Origin of the sequence: Petrotoga mexicana DSM 14811 (assembly GCF_002895565.1) — a bacterium.
Taxonomy (GTDB): domain Bacteria; phylum Thermotogota; class Thermotogae; order Petrotogales; family Petrotogaceae; genus Petrotoga; species Petrotoga mexicana.
Map to the genome: position 1 here is coordinate 1 of NZ_AZRN01000002.1, position 26667 is coordinate 26667.

24 protein-coding genes and 2 tRNA genes are annotated in these 26667 nt (G+C 33.9%); 11 read left to right on the plus strand and 15 right to left on the minus strand.

All coding sequences use genetic code 11. The features are described 5' to 3' along the window. Nucleotides 1–25: 25 nt before the first annotated feature. The 7 genes from X927_RS00645 to X927_RS00675 all read right to left on the minus strand — a co-directional run bounded on the left by X927_RS00645 (nt 26) and on the right by X927_RS00675 (nt 9267). Nucleotides 26–1381, minus strand: coding sequence for a GlmL-related ornithine degradation protein (locus X927_RS00645; RefSeq protein ID WP_103076198.1), 1356 nt, complete (start codon nt 1379–1381; stop codon nt 26–28). Further along, nucleotides 1378–2535: an aspartate aminotransferase gene (gene aspC, locus X927_RS00650; protein WP_103076199.1), complete on the minus strand. Its 1158-nt coding sequence runs from the start codon at nt 2533–2535 to the stop codon at nt 1378–1380. The genes X927_RS00645 and aspC overlap by 4 nt, the downstream gene beginning before the upstream one ends. A 244-nt stretch (nt 2536–2779) precedes the next feature. Further along, the gene (gene rlmD, locus X927_RS00655) at nt 2780–4120 is read right to left on the minus strand and encodes a 23S rRNA (uracil(1939)-C(5))-methyltransferase RlmD (RefSeq protein WP_103076200.1); all 1341 of its coding nucleotides are present in this window, start codon (nt 4118–4120) and stop codon (nt 2780–2782) included. A 131-nt stretch (nt 4121–4251) separates the two neighbouring features. Continuing rightward, nucleotides 4252–5544, minus strand: coding sequence for a UDP-N-acetylmuramoyl-L-alanine--D-glutamate ligase (murD, locus tag X927_RS00660; protein ID WP_169925082.1), 1293 nt, complete (start codon nt 5542–5544; stop codon nt 4252–4254). After that, complete coding sequence (mraY, locus tag X927_RS00665; RefSeq protein ID WP_103076202.1) at nt 5541–6485, minus strand: phospho-N-acetylmuramoyl-pentapeptide-transferase; 945 nt, start codon at nt 6483–6485, stop codon at nt 5541–5543. The genes murD and mraY overlap by 4 nt, the downstream gene beginning before the upstream one ends. Continuing rightward, on the minus strand, nt 6473–7765 hold the full coding sequence (murF, locus tag X927_RS00670; protein ID WP_103076203.1) for a UDP-N-acetylmuramoyl-tripeptide--D-alanyl-D-alanine ligase: 1293 nt from the start codon (nt 7763–7765) through the stop codon (nt 6473–6475). Before murF ends, mraY begins: the two co-directional genes overlap by 13 nt. Next, on the minus strand, nt 7765–9267 hold the full coding sequence (locus X927_RS00675) for a UDP-N-acetylmuramoyl-L-alanyl-D-glutamate--2,6-diaminopimelate ligase (RefSeq protein ID WP_103076204.1): 1503 nt from the start codon (nt 9265–9267) through the stop codon (nt 7765–7767). Before X927_RS00675 ends, murF begins: the two co-directional genes overlap by 1 nt. Nucleotides 9268–9403: 136 nt before the next feature. Here X927_RS00675 and X927_RS00680 point away from each other — a divergent pair, with 136 nt between their 5' ends. The 11 genes from X927_RS00680 to rpmB all read left to right on the plus strand — a co-directional run bounded on the left by X927_RS00680 (nt 9404) and on the right by rpmB (nt 19750). Beyond that, entirely contained in the window at nt 9404–10411 is a 1008-nt protein-coding gene (locus tag X927_RS00680) for an HTH domain-containing protein (protein WP_103076205.1), read from the plus strand. A gap of 301 nt (nt 10412–10712) precedes the next feature. Beyond that, a complete protein-coding gene (locus X927_RS00685) occupies nt 10713–11435 on the plus strand; it encodes a nucleotide exchange factor GrpE (RefSeq protein ID WP_103076206.1) in 723 nt (240 codons plus the stop codon). After that, complete coding sequence (gene dnaJ / locus X927_RS00690; protein WP_342750006.1) at nt 11435–12571, plus strand: molecular chaperone DnaJ; 1137 nt, start codon at nt 11435–11437, stop codon at nt 12569–12571. The genes X927_RS00685 and dnaJ overlap by 1 nt, the downstream gene beginning before the upstream one ends. Before the next feature lie 21 nt (nt 12572–12592). After that, the gene (locus tag X927_RS00695) at nt 12593–13489 is read left to right on the plus strand and encodes a YitT family protein (protein WP_103076208.1); all 897 of its coding nucleotides are present in this window, start codon (nt 12593–12595) and stop codon (nt 13487–13489) included. Between the two features lie 17 nt (nt 13490–13506). Next, on the plus strand, nt 13507–14856 hold the full coding sequence (locus X927_RS00700) for a hemolysin family protein (RefSeq protein WP_103076209.1): 1350 nt from the start codon (nt 13507–13509) through the stop codon (nt 14854–14856). Next, nucleotides 14831–15244: a cytidine deaminase gene (cdd, locus tag X927_RS00705; protein ID WP_245855435.1), complete on the plus strand. Its 414-nt coding sequence runs from the start codon at nt 14831–14833 to the stop codon at nt 15242–15244. Before X927_RS00700 ends, cdd begins: the two co-directional genes overlap by 26 nt. 244 nt (nt 15245–15488) lie before the next feature. Next, nucleotides 15489–16019 (plus strand): NUDIX domain-containing protein, encoded by a 531-nt coding sequence (locus tag X927_RS00710; RefSeq protein ID WP_103076210.1) that lies wholly within the window; start codon nt 15489–15491, stop codon nt 16017–16019. Nucleotides 16020–16049: 30 nt separating this feature from the next. Further along, the gene (gene gltX, locus X927_RS00715; RefSeq protein ID WP_103076211.1) at nt 16050–17516 is read left to right on the plus strand and encodes a glutamate--tRNA ligase; all 1467 of its coding nucleotides are present in this window, start codon (nt 16050–16052) and stop codon (nt 17514–17516) included. Between the two features lie 14 nt (nt 17517–17530). Then, entirely contained in the window at nt 17531–18922 is a 1392-nt protein-coding gene (gene cysS / locus X927_RS00720) for a cysteine--tRNA ligase (RefSeq protein WP_169925083.1), read from the plus strand. 96 nt (nt 18923–19018) lie between these two features. Beyond that, nucleotides 19019–19420, plus strand: coding sequence for a chemotaxis protein CheX (locus tag X927_RS00725; RefSeq protein WP_245855436.1), 402 nt, complete (start codon nt 19019–19021; stop codon nt 19418–19420). A gap of 138 nt (nt 19421–19558) precedes the next feature. Next, nucleotides 19559–19750, plus strand: a complete 192-nt coding sequence (rpmB, locus tag X927_RS00730; protein WP_103076214.1) for a 50S ribosomal protein L28 — start codon at nt 19559–19561, stop codon at nt 19748–19750. Between the two features lie 43 nt (nt 19751–19793). Here the strand turns inward: rpmB and X927_RS00735 are convergent. The 8 genes from X927_RS00735 to X927_RS00770 form a co-directional block, all read right to left on the minus strand. Beyond that, nucleotides 19794–19870, minus strand: a tRNA-Arg gene (locus X927_RS00735). Nucleotides 19871–19894: 24 nt separating this feature from the next. Further along, a tRNA-Ser gene (locus X927_RS00740) sits at nt 19895–19984 on the minus strand. Between the two features lie 69 nt (nt 19985–20053). Next, nucleotides 20054–21622 carry a diguanylate cyclase gene (locus X927_RS00745; protein ID WP_281255659.1) on the minus strand — a complete coding sequence of 523 codons (1569 nt, stop codon included), beginning with the start codon at nt 21620–21622 and terminating at the stop codon, nt 20054–20056. Nucleotides 21623–21782: 160 nt separating this feature from the next. Further along, nucleotides 21783–22553, minus strand: coding sequence for a bacterial transcriptional activator domain-containing protein (locus X927_RS00750; RefSeq protein ID WP_103076216.1), 771 nt, complete (start codon nt 22551–22553; stop codon nt 21783–21785). Continuing rightward, nucleotides 22499–22816: an AfsR/SARP family transcriptional regulator gene (locus X927_RS00755; protein ID WP_103076217.1), complete on the minus strand. Its 318-nt coding sequence runs from the start codon at nt 22814–22816 to the stop codon at nt 22499–22501. The genes X927_RS00750 and X927_RS00755 overlap by 55 nt, the downstream gene beginning before the upstream one ends. Nucleotides 22817–22911: 95 nt before the next feature. Continuing rightward, the gene (locus X927_RS00760) at nt 22912–23991 is read right to left on the minus strand and encodes a hypothetical protein (protein ID WP_103076218.1); all 1080 of its coding nucleotides are present in this window, start codon (nt 23989–23991) and stop codon (nt 22912–22914) included. Continuing rightward, a complete protein-coding gene (locus tag X927_RS00765; protein WP_103076219.1) occupies nt 23988–25154 on the minus strand; it encodes a type II secretion system protein GspD in 1167 nt (388 codons plus the stop codon). The genes X927_RS00760 and X927_RS00765 overlap by 4 nt, the downstream gene beginning before the upstream one ends. Further along, a complete protein-coding gene (locus X927_RS00770; protein ID WP_103076220.1) occupies nt 25151–26635 on the minus strand; it encodes a hypothetical protein in 1485 nt (494 codons plus the stop codon). Before X927_RS00770 ends, X927_RS00765 begins: the two co-directional genes overlap by 4 nt. Nucleotides 26636–26667: the final 32 nt, after the last annotated feature.

Below are 26667 nucleotides of genomic sequence, written 5' to 3' on the forward strand. Positions count from 1 at the left end.
CCCTTCCACCCCGCTCCCCACCCATCTAAGGAAGGCATTCTATATCATTTTGTAATATTTTCTTTGCTATTTCTTTGTCGAGGTTTGCGATAACACCTATGTTAGCGAATATGTAATTTTTGTCGTAGGCGAAGGTTACCTCTTTTGATGGTAGTAATAGGTCATCTGAATTTTTTAACTGTTTTAAGCTTTCAAATATCTCTTTTTTGTACTTCGACCTTGATAGTATTCCTCCGGTGCCAAAGATGATTTTTACGGCGGTTAAATCTTTTCCCTGAGCCACCTTTTTTCTTCCAGTGGGAGTAAAGATGTAATCAATTCTTCCAGCATGTCTTTTTAGGGAAGTTAAGAAGCAAAACTTTGCCAAGTAAGTTGCAAATTTTTCTTGTTCGTCGTTTTGTGGATAAGGGGATAGATTTTTTAGTATCTCTTCGTAGTTTTCAAAGTCCTTTTTTATTTGTTCTTTGCCTATCATTTCAACTACGTTATGTGCGTTTACGTATATTCCCATATCTCCATCGACTGTTCTTTTGGAACGGGGTTGTGGAGATATTAAAATCTTTTGAATTTCTGGTGAGCCATCGGTAACGGAGTCTATATCCGTGGTGGCTCCTCCAATGTCAATTGTTAGAACATCTCCATACAGTTCATTTAGTAATTCAGTGGTGTTCATAACAGCCGCAGGGGTAGGAATGACTTCTTCATCCACTACATCATAGATTTTTTCCATACCTGGGGCATGAATTATATGTTTTGAGAAAACTTCTTGGATTATTTTTCTTGCCGGTTCAACGTTGAGGTGATCTATTTTAGGGTAGACGTTTTCTGTTATGATTATATTTTTGTTCTTTTCTTTGAAGATTTCTTCTATTTCTTCTTTTACAGCGGTGTTTCCTGCGTATATTATGGGGATGTCTAAAGGCAAGTTAGAGAGTAATTCAGCATTGTAAAGAACGGTTTCTTCTTCTCCGTAATCGACTCCACCTGATAAGAGAATCAATTTTGGCTTAATCTTTAAAATTTGCTTCAAATGGGTTTCTCTAAGTTTGCCGGATGTAATATATTTTAAAATAGCCCCAGCTCCTAATGCCGCTTCTTTCGCTGCCCTGACTGTCATATCGTATACCAATCCGTGGACCGTCATACTTAGCCCACCGGCAGCAGAAGAGGTTGCTAAAAATTTTTCCCAACTTATTTTATCTTTAACTTTTTCTTCCATATTTTTTAGTGCCTTTTCTATTCCAATGGTTACATCACCTTTGTCTATGGTTGTGTAACTTTCTGTTTGAGCTATTATTTTAACGCTCTTTTCCATGAGCTGGTAAGCTGTGATCACGGTTGTTGTACTTCCTATCTCAGCTACTAATAAATCAATTTTCATACGTTTTCCGTCTCCAAATCCGTTAGGAACTTTCTAAGTATTTCGACCGCCTTTTGCAAATCATTCATAGAGGCTGCAAAAGAGAGTCTGATATGCCCGTCAGAAAAGAAAGCCGAACCTGGGACTACTGCCAAACCATAATCGAGTAATTTTTCACAGAATTCTTTATCGTTCAATCCATACTTCGATATGTCGATAAAATAATAGAAAGCACCTTTTGGTTTGTGAAAAGTTAAACCGAGTTTTATGAATTCAGCATACAAGTAGTCCCTTCTTTTTTTGAATTCTTTTACCATGTAAGAATTGTCTATTTCTAGAGCTTTGAGTGCAGCATATTGAGAGGGTGTGTTCACATTAGAAGTTGAATGAGATTGAATCTTAGCCATCTGAGTTATGATTTTTTCGTTGGCAATCGTATATCCCACTCTCCATCCCGTCATTGACCAGGTTTTTGAGAAACTGTTTATAAATATTGTTCTATCTCTTGATTCTTCAAAGTTTGCCATAGAGGTGTAATCACCATCGTATACAAGTGCATCGTATACTTCATCACTTAAGATTATAAAGTCATGATCGATGGAGAGTTTTGAGATAAAGCTCAAAAACTCTTTATCGTAAACCACACCTGTTGGGTTGTTGGGAGAATTAATTATAATAGCTTTTGTTTTTTTGGTTATAGCTTTTTCTAGATGTTTTTTTTCTGGTATGTAGTTATTTTCTTTCGTAGTTTTAACGTGAACGGGAATTCCACCAACCATTCTGATTTGTGCGTCGTAACTGACCCAAGATGGATCAATTACTATTATTTCATCACCCGGATTTGTTATCAAAAAGAGTGAGTTAAATAAAGCTTGTTTTCCCCCATTAGTTACGATTACATTGTTCTCATTGTAATTAGTTGAGTATTTTTTATTTATATATTGAGCTATCTTTTGTCTGAGTTCTTTTATTCCTTTGTTGTCCGTGTATTTGGTTTTTCCTTCTTTCATGGCTTGGTAAGCAGCGTTTATTATAGGCTGAGGAGTATCAAAATCAGGTTCTCCAGCCGTCAGCCTGACTATTTCGTACCCTTTGTTTTGTAATTCTAAAGCCTTTGAGTTTAACTCAATAGTTGCAGATGGTTGTAATGATTCTATTTTAGTAGAAAATTCCATAAAAGCCTCCTTTCAATTGTTGAGGGCTTTACCCTGAACCCTTTTAAAATCGAAACCTTATTTTTTAAAGATGAAATTTTTTGTAAGCTATGCTTAGTCTTTATTAGCGCCCCTTCGCCCCGCTCCCCACCCGTATGGAAAAGGAACATTATTTGCGCCCCTTCGCCCCGCAGCCCGCCCATTTAAGGAAAGGGACCTGCGGTCCCTAACCCAGCAAGGGAAGGTCTTTGACCTGTAACTCACTTTAGTTTTTTTCTAAAATGCCAACGTTTTCGATGTGGTATGAGTGTGGAAACATATCAAATGGTTGAACTGATTTTAGAGTGAATCCATTTTTTGTAAATATATTGAGATCTCTGGCAAAAGTTGAAAGGTCACAAGATACATAGATAATCCCCTTTTTTGCCATAGAAGATAGTAATTGGATCTCTTTCTTTTCCAAACCTTTTCTTGGGGGATCTAAGATGACATAGTCAAATCTGTTATCGGAATTTTTCATGAGATACGGTTTTGAACTTGCTAATATGAAATTAACGTTTTTAATAAAGTTTATATGAGAATTTGAGATCGCCGCTTTTACTGAAACTTTGGAGGTTTCAACGGATTCTATATGTTTAAAGAGCGGTGAAAAGTATATTGAAAATAGTCCAACACCAGAGTATAAGTCTAACATAGTGTCATCTTTTTGTGTGTTGTTTTTGAAATATTCTAATATGTGCCTTAATAGTTTTTGTGTAACATTGTAGTTGTTTTGAAAAAAAGCAGTTGGTGGAATTTGGAATTTAAAATCGTCAAACTCCTCATTTAATACTCCTTCACCGAGAAGCGTTTTGTAAGGACCCCGTAGTACAACGCTATCGGAACTGTTCATCAAGTGAATGAGTGAATAAGGATGGAAATTCTGTTGAAAAAACTGTTTTATCTCTTCTTCATAAGGCAAATACTCTGTGTTGGTAACTATAATAACCATCGTTTGATTTTTGGAAAAGGATCTTCGGATGACTAAATGTTTCAAGATTCCTTTTTTTGAGTTTTTGTCGTATATTTCGATATTCAATTTATTAACTAGTTCTCTGAATTTATTTCTTATGTTATCAAATAAATTAGGTGAGATTGGGCATGAGTAGATATCAAGAACCTTGTTTGAATTGGCAATATTTAAACCTAATTTTAAGTTATTATTTTTCTGAAAGGCGTATTCCATTCTGTTTCTGTAACCCCAAATTAAATCGCTTTCGATTATGGCATTCACAAGGGAGCTATCTAACTTACCGATTCTTTCTAACTGTTCTTTTACTATCTCTGTTTTTGATTTTAGTTGAGATTGATAATCATAATCGAGCCATTGGCAACCTCCGCATTCAGGGAAGTGTTTGCATTTGGAGGATACCCTTTGATGGGATGGTTGTATGATTTCTTTTAGATCTGCAAATACTAAATTTTTATTCGTTCTTGTTGGAATAACGGAGACAAACTCTCCAGGGTAAACGTTGTTTACCATGTAGATTTTGCCGGCATAACGTGCCATGCCGTATCCACCGTAGACTAATTTTTCGATGACGATTTTTACTTCTTCATTATCCATCTAAATGCCTCCAAGATATGGAATTATTGTCCTTATTAGCGCCCTTCCACCCCGCTGCCCACCCATCTAAGGAAAGGGTCTGGAGCCCCTTAAACCCAGCAAGGGGAGGGCTTCGCCCTGTAACCCTTTTATTATTTTTCTACCAAAGAATTGAAGTGTTCCCCTCTTTCTTCATAATTTTTATATTTATCAAAACTTGCTCCCGCTGGTGAAAATACTACATTGTCTCCAACTTCACATATTTCACTTAGGTATAAAAACACTTCTTCTAAATTACTTTTGAAGATAAATTTGTGATTCAATGGGTATTTTTTGACTTCTTTTTCCATTTCTCCAAAAACTACAACGGCTTTGGCATACGTTTTAAGTTCTTCTATTAGTGGTGTTAAGTCTTCATTTTTAGGGATTCCACTTAGGATTGCTATATAACTCTTTCTTCTGAAACTTTTGTAAGCGTTGTAAGCGGAGTGAGCGTTGGTTGCTTTTGAATCGTTGTAATAACTGACTCCGTTTTTGCTTTTTATCAGTTCTAACCTATACTTTAGTGGTTTGAAAGAGTTTATTGCTTCTTCGATAATTTTTTCAGAGATTCCAAGATTTAACGTCGTCACTACTGATGCCAAGATGTCTTCTTTGAAGATGTCCAGTTCAAATATTTTGTTGTTGACATGTATTTTTTTGTCTCTGTATTTAATGTAGTTACCTTCAATTACGTCTTTAGAGAAAGTTATAAACCTTTCACTTGATTGATAATCTTTTAGGTTTAAAAGATTCACAGAGTCTTCGTTGATAACTGCCACTCCTCCTGATTTAAGGGTTCTTAACAATAAGTTTGCTTTGGTTTTGTAATAATCATTCAAGTCTTTATGCCAGTTTAGATGATCGGGTGCTAAGTTCGTTAATACAGATATTTCAGGAGTAAACGTTTTTGACCAGAATATTTGAAAAGAACTAACTTCAACTACGTAATAGTTTAAAGTTTCTGCTACTTGAGCTAAGGGAACTCCAATATTACCCCCTACAAAGGTTAAAGGATCTGCGAATTTTAATATATGTCCTATTAAAGAGGTGGTAGTTGATTTCCCGTCGGTTCCTGTTATTCCAATAAAAACAGCTTTTTTGTTTGCTTTTTTTATACTTTCCCATGAATACTCTAATTCTGTAGTGTAATCGATATTATTTTCAAATATTATTTTAGCAGCCTTACTGTTTGGAGGGATGCCAGGGCTTACGATAGCCAAATCACAGTTTTTTAAAAGGTCGTTGTGTTCGGTTTCATATTGAATGTTGTTTTTCTTAAAGTATATTTCATCGTTTTTTTTAAAATCTCTGTCTTGACTGACAAAGATTTGATGGTTTGTTTTTAAAAGCTTCGTCAGTAAATCTGTGTTACTCTTTCCGTATCCTACAAGGCATATCTTCACAATATTCCTCCTAGAGCGACTATTCCAGTTAATAAGTTTATAGTCCAGAATGTTAGTACGATTCGTTCTTCATTCCATTTTTTTAGTTCAAAATGATGATGAATTGGAGCCATTAAAAAGACTCTTTTTTTTCGTATTTTGAAACTTCCCACTTGTATTATAACGCTAAACATCTCTGTAATAAATATAAAACAGGTTAAAATAGTAAAAAGTTCAACAGAATAATATAACGCTAAAGAACCTAATATTCCACCTAAAGCTAAAGATCCAGTGTCTCCCATAAATATTTTTGCCGGTTTTATGTTGTAAAAGAGATACGCTATTACAGGCAATATCAATATGGGAATGTAATTAAAATTCACGCCTGCAATCAGTGTGGTGAATAGTGCTGATGTTACATAAATTCCTGCGGACAGTCCGTCTATTCCGTCAGTTAAATTTGTTGCGTTGGACATACCTGTTAGGTATATTATCCCCCACAGCGGATAGAAATATTTTAGGTCTAAGCTTTTAGTTGTGAAAGGTATTTTCAATATCGAATGGGGATTCATTTTTGATATGAGATATACTATAAAGATGGAGAATAAGAATTGCATTAATAATTTTTGTATGGCCGTTAACCCTGTGGAATCTTTCTTTTTTATACTCAGATAGTCATCGAGAAATCCAATAAACCCAAAAAGTAAAGTAGCAACTCCAATTATCAGAAATAAATCTTCATTTTGAATGAAGTAAGTGAGCATACTCAGAAAAAAAATAGCGAGAACGAATAAAATTCCCCCCATTGTAGGGGTTCCTTGCTTGTAATTATGAATATCAGGACCTTCTTTTCTGATATATTGTCCAAATTGCCTTTTTTTTAACCATTTTATAAATATTGGATAGAGAAAAAGTAAAACAATAAAAGTTATTAACGTGATATAAAATATTAGTCTTTCCAAATTAAGTCACTTTCCTTGAGATATTTGTTTATTCCTGTAGCGTTAGATCCTTTTATATAGATCACTCCTTTGGTGGTGTTTGATATTATTTCATCAATTGTTTTTAGTTTTTGAAAGAAGGTAACTTTATCGTTTGATAGATATGAAAATTTGTCTTGTGGATCATAGAAATAAATCCGGTCAAAAATGTTTAAGGCTTCTGTTATAACTTTAATATGGTATTCTTCACTGTATTTTCCTAATTCTTTTATTTCCCCCATTATGATAATTTTAGGGGAAAGACTAAATTTACTTATGCTGTTAAAAGCACTTTTAAAAGATTCGTACGATGCGTTGTATGAGTCGTTCACTATTAAAAGATTTCCACGTTTTATGGTTTGAAAACGGTCTTGAGGGATGTTAATATTGGATAAATAGTATGGATCAATTGGTAAGTCGATGAATCTCAAAAACAACAATCCTGAAAGCAAGTCTAATATCTGACCTTCACTCCAATAATTGTTCAGTGTTACCATGAAATCTTCTTTAAGAATTTTGGCGTAAACAGTTGTGGTGTGGTTTTCATTGTAATGGAAGCTTTGCAAAACGGCATCGTTTTCATCTTTGGTTCCAAAGGTTAGTTGGTTCAGATGCTTCGGCGCCAATTCTTTTAATATCGAGTAATCTCCATTGATTATCAAAACCCCTTTATCCATGCTACTTGTTATCTTCATCTTTTCTTTAGTTACCGTCTCTAAAGAATCTAAAAATTCCAGATGTGAAGCCCCTACGTTTGTGATGATAGCGACGTCCAATTTAAAGTATCTCGATAAAAATTCGAGGTCTCCTTTTTTTCTAAGACCCTCTTCTAGTATGACGGTTTCTTCGTTGTTATAGTTGTTTAAAATCGATAATGGTATTCCTATCTCTGTATTCAAATTCATCTCGTTTCTAAAGGTTTTGAAATAGGCTAACAACAAATAGTATAAGCATTCTTTCGTGGTGGTTTTCCCAGTGGACCCAGTTATTCCAATCTTTAATTTAGCGTTTTGATTGATTAATGTGGAAGCAGAGATAAGCATTTCTTCCAAGACGCTGTTGACTTTTATTATTTTTTCTTTTGGAAAACCTGCAACATCTTTTTCAACAATTACATAAGACGCCCCGTTTTTCAATGCGTCGTTTATAAAAAGATGTCCATCTGTTTTCTCGCCTTTTAAACATAAAAACACGTCACCTTTGTTGACTTTTCGAGAGTCAATTTGAAAATTGTGGCCTTTATATTTTAACCGTTCTAACACTACCTTCCCGAACTCCTTTTTATTTTGTCAATTAGTTTTTTGGTCACTTCGTAATCGTTGAACTCAACCTTTTTTCCGTGGGCGAAGAGTTGGTATTTTTCATGACCTCTTCCCGCTATGATTACCATGTCGCCTTTGTTGGCAAATCTTAAGGCTGTGTCTATGGCGGTTTCTCTATCAGGTATGATAATGAAATGTTTATCTTTGTCTATACCTTTTGATACATCTTCTATTATTTGGTTGGGATCTTCGTCCTTTGGATCATCGTTGGTGAGAACTATGACGTCTGAATTCTCACTTACAACTTGTCCCATCAACTTTCGCTTTCCTTGGTCTGCGTTTCCACCGGCCCCAAATACTGTGATTATCCTACCTTCAGTTATTGACGAAGCGGTTTTTAATACTTCGTTAAGTGCATCAGGGGTGTGTGCAAAATCGATAACCGCAACAAATCCCAACGATTGACTGTTTGGAACAATTTGGAACCTTCCAGGGACACCTTTAAATGTGAAAATGGGATAGATGATTTTTTCAGGATCCAGCCCGAATAGGGTTGCTATTACAAAGGCATTTGTTATATTGTAAACGTTGAACTTCCCAATCAAGTGGGATCGTATTTCAAAACTCTTATTTTCCTTTGTTGTTATCGTGAATTTCATTTGTTGAAGCGTTTGTTCGTAATTATCTATAACAAAGTCTGCGTTTTTTTTAAATCCATAGGTGATAACTTCTTTTCCGCTTTTAACGAAGTCTTCTTTGTTCAACCTGTCGAGATTAATTATTATTTTTCCTTCATCTTTTAAATAGTTCATCAGGGACAATTTGATATTTTTGTACTCTTCAAAATCTTTATGATAGTCCAGATGATCCCTTGTGATGTTTGTGAAAGATATGATATCGAATTTAAAGCCTTCAATTCTTCTTTGATGGATAGCATGAGAGGATACTTCCATGTTTATAAATTCAATATTATTTTCTTTGCTGTTTTTTAATATTTTGGACAACTCTAAGATACTGGGAGTGGTGTTGTATGGTTCCTTAATTACCTCGTCTTTTATTTTAATTTCTACGGTACTTATTAGTGTCGAATCCTTATCTGATTTTTGTAAGATGTGATGAACTAAAGATACCGTTGTAGATTTGCCATTAGTGCCTGTTACTCCCAGTATTTTAAAATCATCTGGGGAGATGTCAAATAATTTGTGAGATAAATCGGCAGCAGCCTTCTTAATATCATCTACGATTATGTATTGTAGAGAATCAGTTGTTGGGATCTTTTCTTCGTTTTGAGCAATTATTAATGAAGCACCTTTATCAAATGCTGAAAGGATAAAATCATGGCCATCGAAACGTGAACCTTTAAAAGCGATAAAAACATCGTCTTTTTCAACGTTTTCACTGTTGTCTTTAATATCTGCTATATTGAATATTTCATTGTTGATTACTTTCTTTTTTATATTACCGTTTAAAAGTTTTATTAATTCGTTTGAAGGGATTTTCATTAATGTTGCCTCCTAAATAATTGCTTTTCTCATCACTCAAAACTTTTCTTGTTACAATGTAGTAAATTAATATATTTGACAATGTATATAAGACCTGGTATCATATTATTAGCACTTAATATGCAGGAGTGATAAAATGGCTAAGGTGCTACACGATAGACAAAAGGAAATTCTAAAAACTATTGTTGAATTATACATAAAAAACGAAAAACCAGTTAGCTCTGATGAAGTTTTGGAAAATTCAAATATAAAAGCTAGTAGTGCCACTATTAGAAACGATATGCAAAAACTCCAAAAATTAGGATACATTTATCAACAACACTCAAGTGGTGGAAGAATTCCTACAAATCCCGCTTTAAAGATCTATTTTCAAATGATAAAAGACGCCTACAACCAAGAGGATACACATATCGAAATTCCAAAAAGGTACAAGTTTTACGATTTGAATCTTATGTTTCAAAGTTTGAGTGAACTAATAGCCAATACCTTGGAAGGTTTGGTGATTTTTGAATATCCTAATCCAAAATATGTATATATAACTCGGGTAACGGTTACCCCTTTGATGGATACGAATAACGTCATTACTATTTTAACAAATTTAGGTTTAGCTGTATCCAGGACGGTTGAAATATATGGTCTGCCACCTTCAAAGGAATTAGAAAATATTTTGAATAATGGTCTTGTTGGCAAATCTTTTCATTCACTTTTCATGTTTCTTTCAGCTCCAAAATTCGAAACAGAAGATCTAAGGGTGACTAATTTCATAGAGATTTTGGGGCATTTAACATCTGAGTTCAACAGAAAAAAATATATTATAAGCGGTCTTGAAAAAATCATTTCTCAATCTATTCCAGACTTGGAAGCTATCGAAACATTGGCTTCAATGGTTGAAAATGATACAATCAAAGAAGGGATATTTAAACTTTTAGATTTCACCGATGATATAGAAATATTATTTGGTGAAGATTTAAACTCTAAAGCGCTAAAAAAAATGGTATTTTTTTACACTACTTATAAATTAAATGCTGATCCTCTTGGTAGAGTGTTGTTTATAACTCAAAAATACTGTAATTATGAAAAAAATTACTATTTTTTGAGAGAGTATATTTCTAGACTCTCAGAGATTATATCAAAAAATTTGTGAAAATGGTATATAATTTTGTTTATAGACTCAAGAGATAAAACGTTTTAAAAGGGTCCCAGCTCGAAACTCTCTATGGGTGGGCTGCAGGGTGAAAGAGGCGCTAATAAAGATTAAGCGCAGCATAGAAAAAAGAACATCTTTCAAAAATAAGATTTCGATTTTAAAAAGGGTTCAGGGCGAAGCCCTCCCCATACTGGGTTTAAGGGGCTCCAGACTCTTTCCTTAGATAGGTGGGCTGCGGGGTGAAAGGGCGCAAACTTAAAAATAGTAATAATCAGTTTTTAGGAGGTGTTTCGCTGAAATGGAAAAAAGAGACAAAGCTGAAGAAAGAGAAGAAAGAGCACAGCAAGAAGAAAGAGAAGAAATGAAAGAAACAAAAGAGAAAGAATCAAATCAAGAAGATATCGAATCGTTGAAAAAGAAAGTAGAGGAATTGGAAAAAGAAAATAAAGAGCTGAAAAACGAGTTAAAAAAGGTAGAAAAAGAAAGAGATGAATTTAAAGAGTATTCTATATATCTTAAAACTAAATTTGAAGATTACAAAAATTTAGTTGAGAAAGAAAAAAAGCAAATAAAATTGAGTACAACAAAGAAGATAATAGAAAAATTACTTGTTCCTTTTGAAAAGTTGAAGCTTTCTTTGAATTACAAAGATGAACCTGAATTTGTTTCGGCAGTTGAGATGGTTTACAAAGACATGTTGAAGGTCTTTGACTCCTTGAAAATGAAATTTATCGTTCCTCAAAAAGGTGATCAATTCGATCCATTCGAACACGATGTTATTGACAAGTTTGAAACGAAAGAAGTGAACGAATACTGCATATACGATGTCCAATCAATTGGTTACAAATTGGAAGGCGAAGTAATAAAACCAGCAAGGGTTATAGTTGCTGTTAAACCGAAGGAGAACACCCCGAACGGGGTCAAGGGAAAAGTTGAAGACAAGAAAAACCCTTGTGACGAAAATGCCGGTTCCGAGGAACAAACTGCGGAAGGAATCGACTCAAAAGAAGGTGATAAATAATTATGGCTGAAAGAAAAGATTATTACAAAATCTTAGGAGTAGATAGAAATGCATCACAAGAAGAGATAAAAAAGGCGTATAGACAAAAAGTTAAAGAGTGGCATCCTGATAGACACCGTGAAAATAAAGAAGAGGCAGAGCGCAAATTTAAAGAGATTCAGGAGGCTTATGAAGTTTTAAGTGATCCACAAAAAAGGAAAGTGTACGATAGATTCGGGTTTGTACCAGAAGAAGGAACCGCCTATACAGGGCAAAGTAGTGCAGGCGGTGGCATAGGTGATATTTTTGGAGATATATTTGGAGAAGATTTTGGTGGAGGCCCATTCTCTGACTTTTTCGATATGTTCTTTGGTACACAAGGAAGCGGAGGTAGGTCTTCTTCTAGACAAAGAAACGTTGCCAAAGAACGTGGAGAAGATATTAATGTAGTAATCAGTTTAAAATTAGAAGAAATTATGTACGACGTTAAGAAAATTGTTGAGTACAACAGGTACGAAGTATGTCAGCACTGTCATGGTACCGGAGCAGAAAACGGCACCAGTTTTGAAACTTGTCCAAGATGTAATGGTAAAGGGGTTATAAGAGAGGAGCAAAGGAGTTTTTTTGGTAGTTTTGTTAGAACATATACATGTCCAACTTGTAATGGAGAAGGTAGAATAATCAACCATAGATGTTCTTATTGCGCTGGTAGCGGAAAAGTTTTGAAAAAAGAAAAGATTGAAATTACGATTCCTGCAGGAGTTCCAAATAGCTATACTATGAGGATAAGAGGGAAAGGTAATGCAGGTAAGAATGGAGGTCCAAACGGTGATTTAATTGTTCAAGTAAGAGTTCTTCCCCATGAAAAATTTGTCAGAAAAGGGGCAGATTTAGAAACAGAGATCACGATAAATTATTTGAAAGCAGTTTTGGGAGGAACGGTCAAAATTCCCACGTTGGAGGGAGACATCGAAGAAGAATTACCAGAAGGAACCAACCCTGGAACCATTTTAAGGTTTAGAAATATGGGACTTCCAGAATTTGGTGGTGGCAAAAGAGGAGATTTATATGTCAAAATAAACGTGAAAATCAACAAGCCATCGAGAAAAGAAAGGAAGATCCTTAGTCAACTTTTGGAAGAAACAAACGTAGAGTAATTCATCGTGGGGGTATAAAGAATGAAATTTAATATCTCTGATCAAAAAATAGTTATCAAGGATTATATCATTATTACGCTGGGTACTTTAATTACCGCTCTGGGGTTAGTTCTTTTCATGATTCCCTACAATATTATTGCTGGTGGTGTTAGCGGGCTGGCTATAATATTAAACAATTTTTTTGGTTGGTGGGTAGGGATACAAATGTTTGCTTATAATTTGATTTTGTTCTTTTTGGGATTTTGGTTGCTTGGAATAGGATTTGGAATAAAGAGTATATACTCGGCTGCTTTACTATCCTTTTCAACTGATTTTTTTCAGCATGGTTTAGGCTTAGATCAACTTATTCCTTCATTGATGAGAGAAACAGGAAATGCAGGTCTAGAAATGACCTTATTAGCTGCATTTTACGGGGCTTTGATAGCTGGATTTGGCATGGGGCTAGTTATATGGAAAGGTGCAACTACCGGTGGAACAGATATAATCGCAATGATTTTCAACAAATATCTCTCTTTGAGTGTAGGTACGGGTCTTATGATTGCTGATACCGTTATAACCGCGTCTTCCATATTAATTAATCCCTTATTACCAATGTATGGAATAATAGCGATTTTTGTAACTGCAAGGACAATAGATGGGGTGATAGAAGGATTTGAATCGACAAGAACAATTTTGGTTATAAGCGATCATTATGATAAAATTAAAGAGGATATATATAGCAAATTAGATAGAGGAGTTACCTTTTTAAAAGGAGTAGGTAGTTACACTAATCAAGAAAAAAATATTATAATGGTGACTATTTCAAGATCAGAGATAGGCTTACTTAAGAAGATTGTAAAAGAAAGGGATAGTAACGCGTTTATGGTTATTTTACCAAATAGTGAAGCCATAGGATATGGTTTCAAAAAAATATCGTAATAAGGAGCTGATGGATAGTGGATGACCCCGGTGGTTTGTGGGGCTCATTAGTTTTACTAATTGTTCTTTTATTTCTTTCAGGATTTTTTTCTGGATCTGAAACTGCTTTAACTACAATAGGGAAATACAGAATAAAAGAACTGATTGATGAAGAAAAAGATGAGAAAAAAAGAAAAAAGTATCAACATTTTGTTGAAAATCCAAATCATTATTTAACCACTATACTTGTAATGAACAATCTTGTAAACATCTTAGCTACATCTACGGCAACAGTTTTTGCAGTAAGATTAATGCCGTCTTCCCATAGTGGCGCAGTTGGTTTAGTAACGGCTATCATGACCATATTAATATTGATTTTTGGAGAAATAACACCTAAGGTATATGCTAGAGAAAATAGAGAAAAATATTTTAACTTTGCCTTTTTCACAATCAATTTTTTAAATCAACTTTTAACACCCGTTGTGTGGTTACTTGTAAATCTTTCAAACGTGTTTATCAGACTTTTTGGTGGTGAGATCATTACCAATGCTCCACCACTTATCACAGAGGACGAAATAATTTCTTACTTAGACATAGGACATGAAGAAGGGGTAATTGAGAAAAGTGAAAAGTATCTGATGCAAAGAAGTCTAGAAATGAAGGAGACTTCTGTCAAAGAAATTATGACTCCAAGAGTAGATATATTAGCCATTGAGGATACAAAGACTATGGAGGAATTGATCAAGATAATAAATGAAGAAGGATACTCGAGGATTCCTGTTTTCAAGGAAACGTTAGACAATGTTATTGGCATCGTTTACGCAAAAGATATTTTCAAAAAACTAGACGAAGTAAAAGATTTTACCAAACTGCAAAAACTAAAAGTTGCGGAAATTATGCATAAACCATTCTTTGTACCCATAACGATGAAAATAAGAGATGTTTTTAGAATGTTTTTAAATAATCATACACATATGGCCATAGTTGTTGATGAATATGGAGGAACAGCAGGATTAGTTACTTTAGAAGATATAATAGAAGAGATGACCGGAGAAATTTTTGATGAGTACGATGACTACAGTGATGAAACTAATATAATAAGAGTATCAGAAAATGTTATACTAGTGGATGGTACAACACCAATTAACGATGTAGAAAGAGAGTTGGACATAGAATTTCCAGAAACTGAGTTTGAAACCATTGGTGGATTTTTACTTGAAAGGTTCAAAAGATTTCCTAAACCTGGTGAGATATATTATCTAGAAAATTATGAATTCGAAGTAATTTCCGTAACCATTAACAAGATCGATAAAGTCAAAATAACTGTACATCCAAAAATGCAAACAGAAAACCAAGAAGGGAATGATAAAGAGAAAGATGAACGATAAAAATATTGTTGAAAAATTGTATGAAGAAGCTATGAAAACAAGAGAAAATGCATATGCACCTTATTCTAATTTTAAGGTAGGAGCATGTTTATTATCAAATGATGGAGAAATCTTTTCAGGTTGTAATGTGGAAAATGCTTCGTATGGGTTATCTATTTGTGCTGAAAGAAATGCAATATTTTCTGCTGTTGCCAAGGGCAAACGTGAGTTCAAAGCTATGTTAATCGTTGCACAAGGTGAGGCACCTGTAAAACCATGTGGGGCATGTAGACAAGTAATGGCTGAGTTCGGGGATTTCGACGTTTATCTAGCAAATACAAAAGGGAAAATAGAAAAGACGAAAGTAAGTGAGTTACTACCAAATGCCTTTGGCCCAAAGGATCTGTGAAATCGCTAAACATCCTTTTCATAAGGTGGGCTAGTAGGAGAAGAGACAAAGTCTTCTACTCTTCCTTATGCTTGGGAAACGGGCTAAAGGAACCGCAGGCCCTTCCTTAAAGGGGTGGGCAGCGGGGTTGAAAGGGCGGCCTTTTATTCTTCCTTAGATGGGTGGGCAGCGGGGCGAAGGGGCGCTAACACAAGCTTTAGAGTTTCTAAAAATAATAAAATTATAATTTAGGAGTCTAACTATTATGGATTTAATAGAAAAAGAATTATCAAAAGAAGTTATCTTTAGAGGAAAAATCTTGAATCTAGAAAAATACAACGTTGAATTACCAAACAAAAACACATCAACCAGGGAAGTTGTTAACCATCCTGGAGCAGTAGCAATATTGCCAGTAGATAATGAAGGAAACATCTACCTCGTTAAACAATACAGATTCCCAATAAGAAAAGTATTAATAGAAATACCTGCAGGAAAGTTCGACTCACCTAATGAGAACCCTTTAGAATGTGGCAAAAGGGAATTAGCAGAAGAAATAGGAAAGCAAGCAAACAAATGGGTTGAGTTAGGATACATATACACAACCCCAGGTTTTTCAACGGAAAAAATATATTTATATCTGGCCAAAGAATTAAATGAAGTTGGAATCAATCCAGATGATGACGAGTTTGTTGAAGTTTTAAAGGTAACAACAAATGAAATGAAAGAGATGATAAAAAAAGGTGAAATTACCGATTCAAAAAGTATTTGTGCTTTCTACAAATATTTACTTCTTTAATAAAATCAAAAAATTTTGGAGGACTAAACGATGATCTCAAATACTGTAAGAACAAGATTTGCACCAAGTCCAACAGGGTATCTTCACGTTGGTGGAGCTAGAACAGCACTTTTTAACTATCTCTTTTCCAAAAAAAATGAAGGAAAATTTATCTTAAGAATCGAAGACACAGACATAGAACGTTCGACAAAAGAATCCGAAGATCAACTTATAAATACTCTAAAATGGTTGGATTTGAATTGGGATGAAGGGCCTCTAATCGGTGGAGATTATGGACCATATAGACAGAGTGAAAGGTTAGAAATCTACCAACAAAGAGCAAAAGAACTAATAGAAAAAGGGAAAGCATATGAGGCATATATCTCACCAGAAGAAATAGAAGAAGTAAAAAACCAGTTAATCAGCGAAGGTAAACCACCACATTATACCTATGATTTGATTTCAAAGTACAACACAAAGGAAAGAATAAAAGAGTACAATTACAAAGGGTTAAACCCCGTTGTTTTTTTGAAGATGCCTCAGAAAGATTATGAACTCGATGATAAAATAAAAGGTAAAGTTATCTTTAAGAAAGGTGCTATTGGAGATTTTATAATTCTGAGAAGTAATGGTATACCTACATATAATTTTGCTGTCGTTGTGGATGATATAGAAATGAAAATCACCCATGTTATCAGGGGGGACGATCATTTACCAAACACTTTACGACAACTGGCGATTTATGAGGCTTTTGAGGTAGAACCCCCAATATTTGCACATGTTTCTATGATCTTGGGTCCAGATGGTAAAAAATTATCTAAAAGGCATGGCGCTACTTCTGTCGAAGAGTTTATGGTTCAGGGATATTTGCCTGAAGCTGTTGACAATTATCTAGCCCTACTTGGTTGGTCTCATCCTGAGGGTAAAGAAATATTGCCTCTCCCTGAAATAATTGATAATTTTACTTTGGATAGAGTTAATTCAAGTCCAGCTATATTCGATGAGAAAAAATTAAAATGGATGAACGGGCAATATCTAAGAAACAAATCTCTGGAAGAAATCTATCAACTCACAGAACCTTTTGTGATTGGATCAAAACTACTAAGTAAAGAACAATATGAAGTAAACAAAAAATGGGTTATTAAAGCTTTAGAAACTATTCTTTCTTCTGTTGAAATACTAAGTGAAATACCCGAAAAAATGGAAGTTTTTCTAAAAGATGTATTCCCAGATACAAATGATCCTGAATTTAAAGAATACTTCAATAAAAGAGGAGTAAAAGAAGCTATTAACTTAGTTTATAAGTATTTTAATGAAGATGACAAATGGGATGTACAAACGATAACGGAAAATTTAAAGAATGCCATGAAAGAAGCTAATCCCCAAAAGAAACCATTTTACATGTCTTTAAGAAAAATTTTAACTGATTCATTTCATGGACCTGATTTGATAAATACGATATTTTTGTTAGGTAGAAACACAGTTTTGGAAAGACTCCAAAGGGTGATCGAGATTTGAAGCATCTTCCTATAATTAAAATATACGATACTTTAAGTGCACAACTAGTTGATTTAGTACCGGTGAAAGAAGGCGAAATAAAGATTTATCTTTGTGGACCGACGGTCTACAACTTGTTACACATTGGGAATGCCAGGCCTATTATAATATTTGATGCCTTTAGGCGTTTTTTGGAATATATTGGTTACAAAGTTACATTAGTACAGAACTTCACCGATATAGACGATAAGATCATCGATCAAGCAAAAAAAGAGAACCTACCTTTCGAAGAGTTAGGAAAAAGATATATAATTGAGTATTGGAGAGACATGACGGCTCTTAAAGCAAGGGCTTTTAATTTTCACCCAAAAACTACCAACTATGTTGATGAAATTATTTCTTACATAAAGGAACTTGAAGAAAAAGGTTACGCCTATAAGGCTGAAAATGGGGATGTTTACTTTGAAGTGGGAAAATTTTCAAAATATGGAGAGTTATCCCACAGAAAGATTGAAGATCTGAAAGTAGGGGTCAGAGTAGAAGTTTCTGAATACAAAAAAAATCCTTTGGACTTCGCCCTATGGAAATCTTCAAAAGAAGGAGAACCGTTTTGGGAAAGTCCATGGGGAAAAGGTCGCCCGGGATGGCACATAGAATGTTCTGTTATGTCTTCTGAAATATTGGGAGATACCTTCGATATTCATGCGGGAGGGAACGACCTTATCTTTCCTCATCACGAGAACGAGAGGGCTCAAGCTATAGCAAAAAGCGGTAAAGATTTTGCAAAATATTGGATGCACAACGGAATGATTCGTATGGCACAAGATAAGATGTCAAAATCCTTAGGGAACGTTTGGTATTTAAGAGACCTTTTGAAAAAATTTGATTCGGATGTCTTAAAAATTTTTGTACTCAGCAAGCACTATCGGATACCTATAGATGTAAGTGAAGAATTGCTTCATAACCAAGAGGTATCAGTTAATAGAGTTAAAGAATCATTGAATGACGCTGAAGCTTTCTTTAACGGAAAAGTCCCTTATCCTCGGGAAATGAATTGTTTTAAGGAACAAGAAGAATATCTCATTAGTAATCTTTCGAATGATTTTGATACACCTTCAGTTGTAGCAAGAATCTTTGAATTATCGAGAGATTTAAACAAAGCGTTAAATTCACGTGATGAAGAAACAATAAAAAATAATTATTATATAATAAGGAATATTTATGGAAGTATTTTAGGGGTTTTTGAAACTAATGAACAAATGCAGAAGAACAAGGTAGAATTAAATCAATTAATGGAAATTATTCTAAACGTAAGATCTGCTCTTAGAGAAGAAAAGTTATACAATCTTTCTGACTACATAAGGGATAACTTAAGCAAAATTGGTATAGAAATAAAAGATACCCCTGAAGGAACAAAATGGTCTTAGAACTGGAGGTGCTATTAAATAGACGTTAATATAATAAATTCAGTACTGGCCTCTCTCAAAAATACCTTTAAGATAATCACAAAGATAGATATTCAATTGGAAAAGCCCTCTGTTGTTAAAGAAATTGAAAAGCATTACGATGTGGTTACTAATATAGGTTTTACAGGTGAACTTGAAGGAAATATTCTTTATTCCTTTACCGAGAATGTCGCAAAGGATATAGTTAATAATATGATGGATGGTATGATGAAAATAGAGGAGATTAATGATATGGCTATCAGCGCCATAGGAGAACTTGGCAACATGGTTTCTGGTTCCATAGCAACTAATCTTGAAAAATATGGTTATAATATAGTTGTAACCCCTCCATCCGTATTCACTGGCAAGATTGTAAAAGTGAATTCTAAAGGTGTTATATTGGGGTTTCCCGTTTACGTTTCTGGTGACAACGAAATGGATTTGTACTTTATTTACAGAGAAGCGAACAAGGATTTTTAGGAAGGGAAATTCGGCTTATCGTTATAAAAAAAGTTATGGCAAAAGGTTAATTTAAATATGAGATTTAGAGAAAGTTGATTATTAATTAGTAGAATTTCTAAAGACACAAAAAAGTGCAGAGGCTAAGGAGGAATATAAATGTCTAGAAAATGCGAGATATGCGGAAAAAGTCCGGCGACTGGAAACACCGTTGCTAAATCAAAAGTAACGACCAGGAGGGTATGGAAGCCTAACCTTCAAAAGATAAGAGTAGTAACCGACGAAGGTACAGTAAGAAAAATGTATGTTTGTACGAAATGTTTAAAATCTGGAAAAGTTCAAAAGGCATAAACAAAAATCGGTCTAAAATAAGACCGATTTTATTTTCATAATTTGGCGTGCCTGGCCGGATTTGAACCGGCAACCTCCGGATCCGCAGTCCAACGCTCTATCCAATTGAGCTACAGGCACATTAATACAATAATTGATAAAAAATGGCGGAGAGGGAGGGATTCGAACCCTCGGTAGAGTCACCTCTACACTTGCTTAGCAGGCAAGCGCCTTCGGCCACTCGGCCACCTCTCCGTGATTTTTGCTTCTTATTCAACCCTGAAATATTATAGCATTGATATTCTCAACTGTCAAGGAAACATTTCATTTCTTTGCTTTTTTCATTTCGTACATCTTATTATCAGCTTCTTTTATTAATGATTCAAGGTTTATATCCTTTTGAAAGTCTCTATATTCTGAAACACCGTAACTTAAATCAATCCTCACGTTACCATCCACTTTAACCTCTTTGAGTTGACTTAAAATTCTTTGAAAAATTTTGTGAACATCAACTTCTTCAGCGTTTGGAAGCCCTAAAATGAATTCGTCTCCACCTATTCGTATTATCAAATCAGATTCTCTTAAAGTACTTTTTAATACATCTGTTACCTTTTTTAGGATATAATCTCCCGCATCGTGACCATAATTGTCGTTTATGTATTTGAGATTGTCTATATCAATAAAAACGATAGATAGAGGCTCTTGCCTTCTTTTGGCAAGTTGAAAATATTTTTCTAAAGCATAAAAACCAGCTCTCCTGTTATAAGAACCAGTTAAATCGTCGAAAGTCGCGTATTTTTTAAGTATTTCTTCAAGTTTTTTCTTTTCGGTAATGTCTGTTATAACTAAAATAATTCTACTTACGTCAACTTCTTCATACGTTACACCCGTTAATAAAACTGGGACTTTGTTACCACTTTTCGTAACTAAGTTAGACTCGAAAGAAATTATATTATTAGAGCTTCTTTTTAAATTTTGCATATTTTCATAAAAAGTTTCCCAATCGCTTTGATCTAATACTTTTTTTAAATCTGATATTTCTTCTTCAAATTCAAGCATTTTGTAGAAAGTTTTATTGGCATATTTAACGTTAAAATCAAAATCTAATAAAACTAGACCTTGTCCCATGTTTTCGACAACTTTTTCAATAAAATCTTTCTCTTTTTTTATTTCGTCGATTTTCTTCTTGTTTTCAGTTATTTCTAAATAAGTACCAACCATATTCAAAGGTAGTCCAAACTTGTTTCGTTCTAAAACTTTACCCCTTGAAAGAAACCATTTGTCATTATTGTTCACATCTTTTATGCGGTACGCTCCTTCAAATTTGCTTGTTTTAGTCAAAAAATGTTCTCTCATATTTTTTATTACCAATTCTGTGTCTTCTTCATTGATCGACTCTTCGAATTTGCTCCATTTGCCTTCAAATGGGTCTATGGTGTATCCTAAGATTTCTTTGTATCTTTCGTCATAATTGAATTTACCGGAGTTCACATCCCATTCCCAAATTCCTATTTGAGAGACTTCTAAAGCTTTTCGAATAGTTCCTTGGTTTTTTTGAATGATTTCGATCTCCTTTTTGTACTTTTCACTTTCACTTAAATCTTTTCCAATTAATATGTAAAGGTTTTCATCGTTTAGCCGGAAATTTTCTAATTTGAATTCAAAAGTTGTTTCTTCTCCATTTCTGTTGGGAAAGTATGATTTAAAAATCAACAACTTGCTCTGATTGTGCCTTCTAAAGAAATATTCGATCTGTTTCTTAACGTCAACTTCAAAAAAAGTTATGATATCTTTACCGATAAAATCTTTTTTCGAAAAACCGAAATTATTGATCTTTTTGTTTACAAAAACAATTTTTCTATCACAATCCATAATAAGTATAAGATCATTCAAGTCATCTAAAATGTAAGAAGGGAAGTTTGCTTCGATAAATTCAAAGGGTTCGTTTTTCGATTCCTCATATTTTTTTTGAAGTTGAGATAATATAAAGTTTTTCTCTACCCCTGTAAGTTTTTCGTAGTTATCGGATATATTCAGTCACCCCTAATCACCCTTATTCTACTTTTATTATAGAGTATTTGAGTCCTTTTTCATTTAAAAGATTGTTGATCTTTTTAACAACAATTTCTCTACTCTCAGAAAGGTTTTTAATTCCTCTAAATAAAATATATATATGGTGAGAATTATAAGTTATTAAATCTTCCCGTCTTATGTTTTTTTTCAATTCATTAATTAATGAATCGTTAAAAGAAGAATTCAATTTAATCTCCACCAATAGGTGGTCTTTATCTCTTTTAACTTTCTCAAGTTCGAGAACTATGTCGAATAATTCGGAGGATAAAAGGTTACCATCTTTTTCGTAAAATGTTGGTGATTCTTCATCATTTACTTTGACTGGTGTGAAGGGAAACTCTTTGGCATGCCCAAAAATATCTTTGTATTCGTTGAATAAACCTTTAGCTTTTTCAACTTCATTATTTTCTGTGTAGAATTTAATCAATCTTAACCAACTATCTTCTCTTTGCGAATAATAAAACGCCTTTTGGAAATAATAATGCGCATCGATTTTGTTGTTCATTTTTTGATGAATATTACCCATTTCAATTAACATATCAACATATATCCGTTTTAAATATTCCCTTTTTTCTCTTACCCATTCCTCGTGAACATTTTCCTTTAATAACTCACCTTTGTATAGACTAACAGCCTTCGAGAACAAAAACAAACGTCTATTGATTTCTTTCTCTTTAAAACCTTCATCGCTTAAAACTAAAAATTCTTCAAAATCAATATATATATGTCTTTTGATTTTGAAAACGTACAAAAATCCTCTTGTAAGGTTAATTCGTTGCTACTCAGTCCTAAATTTTTTCTAATATAATATAGTGTAGTATTTAAATTTTGTCTCGCACTTTCATCATCGAAACCGGGCCAAAACAGATCGTACAAATCAAAAACTAAGACCTTCTGGCCTCTATTGAGAATAAGATATTTCAGAATTTCTCTGGCTTTTCTTGATTTTAAATTTTCTATTGGTTTATCATCAAGAAAGATTTTAAAATCCCCCAACATATAAACTTTAAGCATATAGTATGCTCCTTTAATAATTAATCCATTAATATTTTACCACTTTTGATGATAAACCCAAAAAATATTAACGTATTTTAATAAATGTATAACTACTAAAATTCGTAGGAGTATGTTAAAGAAAAAGAAAATGTGTTAGAAACAAAATTGTAACCACCTAAGGTTTCAAATTTAAAGTTGTATATTTGATTCAAAATGCCTCCTGTTAAGGAAAAGTCGTATTGATTTTCCAAATAATTTAATCCCAAACCAATAAAAAAGTTGTTGTCCATATTTACAGACAACTTTTGAAGCTCTCGCCCAAGATAAAATCCGGGGTCTTCAAAATTCAACGCTTGAGCTAATTTCTCTCCCAAATAAAAACCTTGTTCTTCGTTGGTAAGTATATCTTTTAAATCGACGATTTTAAATGTGGGGAAGTTTTTGGTTGCTGTGAATGCAAAATCTCCTTTGAAATCAAAGTTGTTATTAGAAAATTTGTAAGGTACAAATATTCCATCGAATTCAAAAGAGTCAATATATGTTCTATCATTCAAAAACAGATAAAAGGTATCGTTTCGATAGTTAACACCAACTTTCAATCCGTTAAAAATGAGTCCTACATAGTAACCCCCATTTTTGTAATCAAGTAAGTTACTCATGCCAAAGAAAATTAAATCATTCAATTCCACTTCTGTTTCGGCAACGAACTCATCTTCATAATAAGAAAATTGATTATAATAAGTTTTAAAGGTAATTTTATTCTCTTTTGAAATTTCTTTTTGATCTGTGAATTCTAACTTTTCAACGTTGTTCACTACAAGATAGATATCCAACGTCTTTTCTTCTTCTCCTTCTAAATAATAAATCGAGGTGACATAGTTTTTCTCGTTTTTCAAAAGGTCAATAGTATTTTCAAAGTGCATATTCACACTGTCTATAATAATTTTTGTTCTAACCTTATCTCCCAAGTCATTGAGAGGAGTAATTTCGAAAGTAGCCTCAACATTGCCTTTTGAATCAAAATTGAAAGTATAGCCTTGAATCACAGCTACACTACCGAGCAACGTTTCACTTTTGCTTTCATTCTTCAAGGTAGAGTATATTGAGTAATTATACATTTGAGAACTTTGTGAAAATGCAAAAATTTGAAAGATCAAAACAAAAGGCATTAAAAGATAGATATACTTTTTCATTTCTGATCAACCCCTTCAATGGTTGGGGTAGCAGTTAAAAATATCATCATCCGTTTACTTTCGTCTTTACTTTGGTTGTCCCCAAATAAAAACCTAAGAAAAGGAAGATCTTTCAGCAACGTTGTTCCCCCACTTTTTGAATAAAGTTGGCTCAAATCCAAATCCGCTATCAACAAAATCTCGTTGGGGTTTAAATGGATCTTAGTCTCCAACTCTGATTCTGAAAGTAAATAACCATCTTTTGTAACTTCCATCAAGTTTGATGTTTTTGTCCTAAACGAAATTTGAAGGATTTTATCCCTCATAGTTGGGGTCATTTCTATTTCTATTCCACTCTCAATATTTCTAAATTCGTTTCTGTATGTAGTAAAAACGATACTCTCCAAATTCTTCAAACTTAATAACGCTGGCTCTCCGGGTAAAACATTTACAACCTGTTTAGTAACTAAATTTGCGGTTTCGTTCTTTTCGTACATCTCTATTTCAGCCTCAAAAAGATCTTGTACAGAAAATCCTATTACCGGACTGGTAAAAGAAAAGCTGTTAATGATACCTTCTTGGTTTATATTGAACACATTGCCCTTTATTAAATCGGAGTATCTTTCATTTGTCTCAACGATATAAACGGTTAATTCAATATATGGTTCACTCTTGTCCAACTTTTCAACCAGATCTTTTATATAATCTATTGTATTTTGTGGAGCATACACAACTATTTGATTGGTTTCTTTGTTTGTTTTTATGTATTGATGTAGATTTTCGGGAATCAAATTTAAAAATTTATCAACCGAAATATAATTCAAAGAAATCACTTGGGTTTCAGTTAGGTTCAGAAAATTATGGCTTTGAGGATCTGCTAATCCCACAAAGTAAACATTTTCATCAATTTTTTTGTAAGAGTAGCCACCCGGGAGTAGAAGTATATTCAATGCCTCTTCTAAATCTACTTCTACAAAGTCTGCTGTGACCAAACCACTCACGTATTGATCGGTTAAAATTGTTACCCCCGTTTGAAGAGATATTTCGTTCAAAGCCTCTATCAAATCGGTGTTGTAAAAAGTCGCCGTCACTTTTGGGGCAGTACTTTCTTGGGAGAAGGCTAAAAAACACATAAGTGATAAAACAGACAAAGTTAATGCTCTTTTTAATATACTTTTTATCACATTAACGCCCCCTCGAAGACTTTTAATCTTTGCTCATTGTTATAAATAGTGAGGATGTATCTATAACCTTCCTCTTCTAAAATTGGCACTTCGCCAATCAGCAACGTTTCTTGGTTTGAAACTAACCACTCTTGGCTCGATGAAAGAAGATCGTAAACGCCTATGCTTACGCCATCTTTATCTAAAATGCTCAAGCTTCCTTTAGGGATAATGTATCTTTCCCCCGTATTTTTGATCAAGGCACTGAAAATTCCGCTGCCTTCTATTTTTTCATAATTTGAGCTCACTAACTCTACATCATAATTTACTTCACCTATGATAGTCTCTACGTTGACCTTTTTCTGAGATAAAAATTTTCCCGATTCATCGTAGGCATTTAAAACGATCTTTCCGTAGTATGCACCATTTTCTACTTCTTTTGGTACATTTATTGAAAGGATAACCCTCGAGGTTCGTTGAGTGTTAACTGTAAAAGATGATGGGGACCTCAAAGATATCCAAGATAGTAAGTATCTATCTTTAGGTAAACTCGCAAAATCTTCTCCACCAACTTGTACCGTAACGTTTTGATTGGACATATTTTGTAGATTTATAACAAAGGTTTTTACAGCACCAGGGTAAAGTTCATAACTGAACTCTGTATTGTCAAGTATAAGTGCAAGTTCCGTTGGAGGAGTGAAATTAAACCCTTCTTCAGGAACATTTATATCGTACGTAAAGACTCTTTGCCTGTTGGAGTAGTTAACAAAGAGGTTTATTTTATAATCTCCTGGAGCTAATAAATACATGGGTTTACCTGAAAAAACAACTTTGTTCCCTTTTAATACTCTTTGGGTGGTTATATTGTTTTTTTCCATGTAAGAAGATTTTAAGGGCAATCTTTCTATCATCCGGCCTGATTTATCTCTCAAGATAGCTTCAGCAGAAATTACGAGGTCATAACTTGAACCGTTAGCAATTGTAGCTTCGAATACTGGTTTACCTTCTTCATCCGGAACGATCTTCACATCTTCAACTTCTACCCTTGTTATGACGGTTCCTTGTATGTGAGCTGTGATTCTTATCGCATACCTTATAATTATTCCTATCGTTCCACTAGTTTCAACTTCTGGGGTAATCATGAGGATAAAATTGTAAGTTCCAAAAGGAGCGTTTGAAGGGATATTAACGATAACATCAACAGGCGTTGTCGAACGTGGAGAAACGGTAATGGAGTTTGGAAACTCAATCCAATTTGAATATATAAAGTTATCTGGAGTTGCTTCTACATAATCAAAATTTCCAGTTAAGTCCTGACTCAGTTGGTAAAGTTCTATATTGACGTTTTGTGTGGTGTTGCCTCCAATGACGTTTATAGTAGCAACGAATTCCTCCCCTGCCCTGACGTCCTTTTCAACGGACAGGGGTGAAACGGTTATCTGAGTAAAAGAAAAAGTTGTAAAAAGTAAAAAACTAATCGATAGAATAAAAAATTTCTTCATGATTATTACCCATCCCCTTTTTTGTGTCTATT

Excerpts from the sequence above, each read along its gene's own strand:
- cdd (WP_245855435.1), top strand. The coding sequence starts at position 14,831 with ATGATAAAGAGAAAGATGAACGATAAAAATATTGTTGAAAAATTGTAT.
- rlmD (WP_103076200.1), bottom strand. The coding sequence starts at position 4,120 with ATGGATAATGAAGAAGTAAAAATCGTCATCGAAAAATTAGTCTACGGT.
- X927_RS00710 (WP_103076210.1), top strand. The coding sequence starts at position 15,489 with ATGGATTTAATAGAAAAAGAATTATCAAAAGAAGTTATCTTTAGAGGA.
- X927_RS00695 (WP_103076208.1), top strand. The coding sequence starts at position 12,593 with ATGAAATTTAATATCTCTGATCAAAAAATAGTTATCAAGGATTATATC.
- X927_RS00675 (WP_103076204.1), bottom strand. The coding sequence starts at position 9,267 with ATGAAAATCCCTTCAAACGAATTAATAAAACTTTTAAACGGTAATATA.
- X927_RS00770 (WP_103076220.1), bottom strand. The coding sequence starts at position 26,635 with ATGAAGAAATTTTTTATTCTATCGATTAGTTTTTTACTTTTTACAACT.
- rpmB (WP_103076214.1), top strand. The coding sequence starts at position 19,559 with ATGTCTAGAAAATGCGAGATATGCGGAAAAAGTCCGGCGACTGGAAAC.
- X927_RS00760 (WP_103076218.1), bottom strand. The coding sequence starts at position 23,991 with ATGAAAAAGTATATCTATCTTTTAATGCCTTTTGTTTTGATCTTTCAA.
- X927_RS00680 (WP_103076205.1), top strand. The coding sequence starts at position 9,404 with ATGGCTAAGGTGCTACACGATAGACAAAAGGAAATTCTAAAAACTATT.
- aspC (WP_103076199.1), bottom strand. The coding sequence starts at position 2,535 with ATGGAATTTTCTACTAAAATAGAATCATTACAACCATCTGCAACTATT.
- gltX (WP_103076211.1), top strand. The coding sequence starts at position 16,050 with ATGATCTCAAATACTGTAAGAACAAGATTTGCACCAAGTCCAACAGGG.
- X927_RS00755 (WP_103076217.1), bottom strand. The coding sequence starts at position 22,816 with ATGCTTAAAGTTTATATGTTGGGGGATTTTAAAATCTTTCTTGATGAT.
- X927_RS00685 (WP_103076206.1), top strand. The coding sequence starts at position 10,713 with ATGGAAAAAAGAGACAAAGCTGAAGAAAGAGAAGAAAGAGCACAGCAA.
- X927_RS00645 (WP_103076198.1), bottom strand. The coding sequence starts at position 1,381 with ATGAAAATTGATTTATTAGTAGCTGAGATAGGAAGTACAACAACCGTG.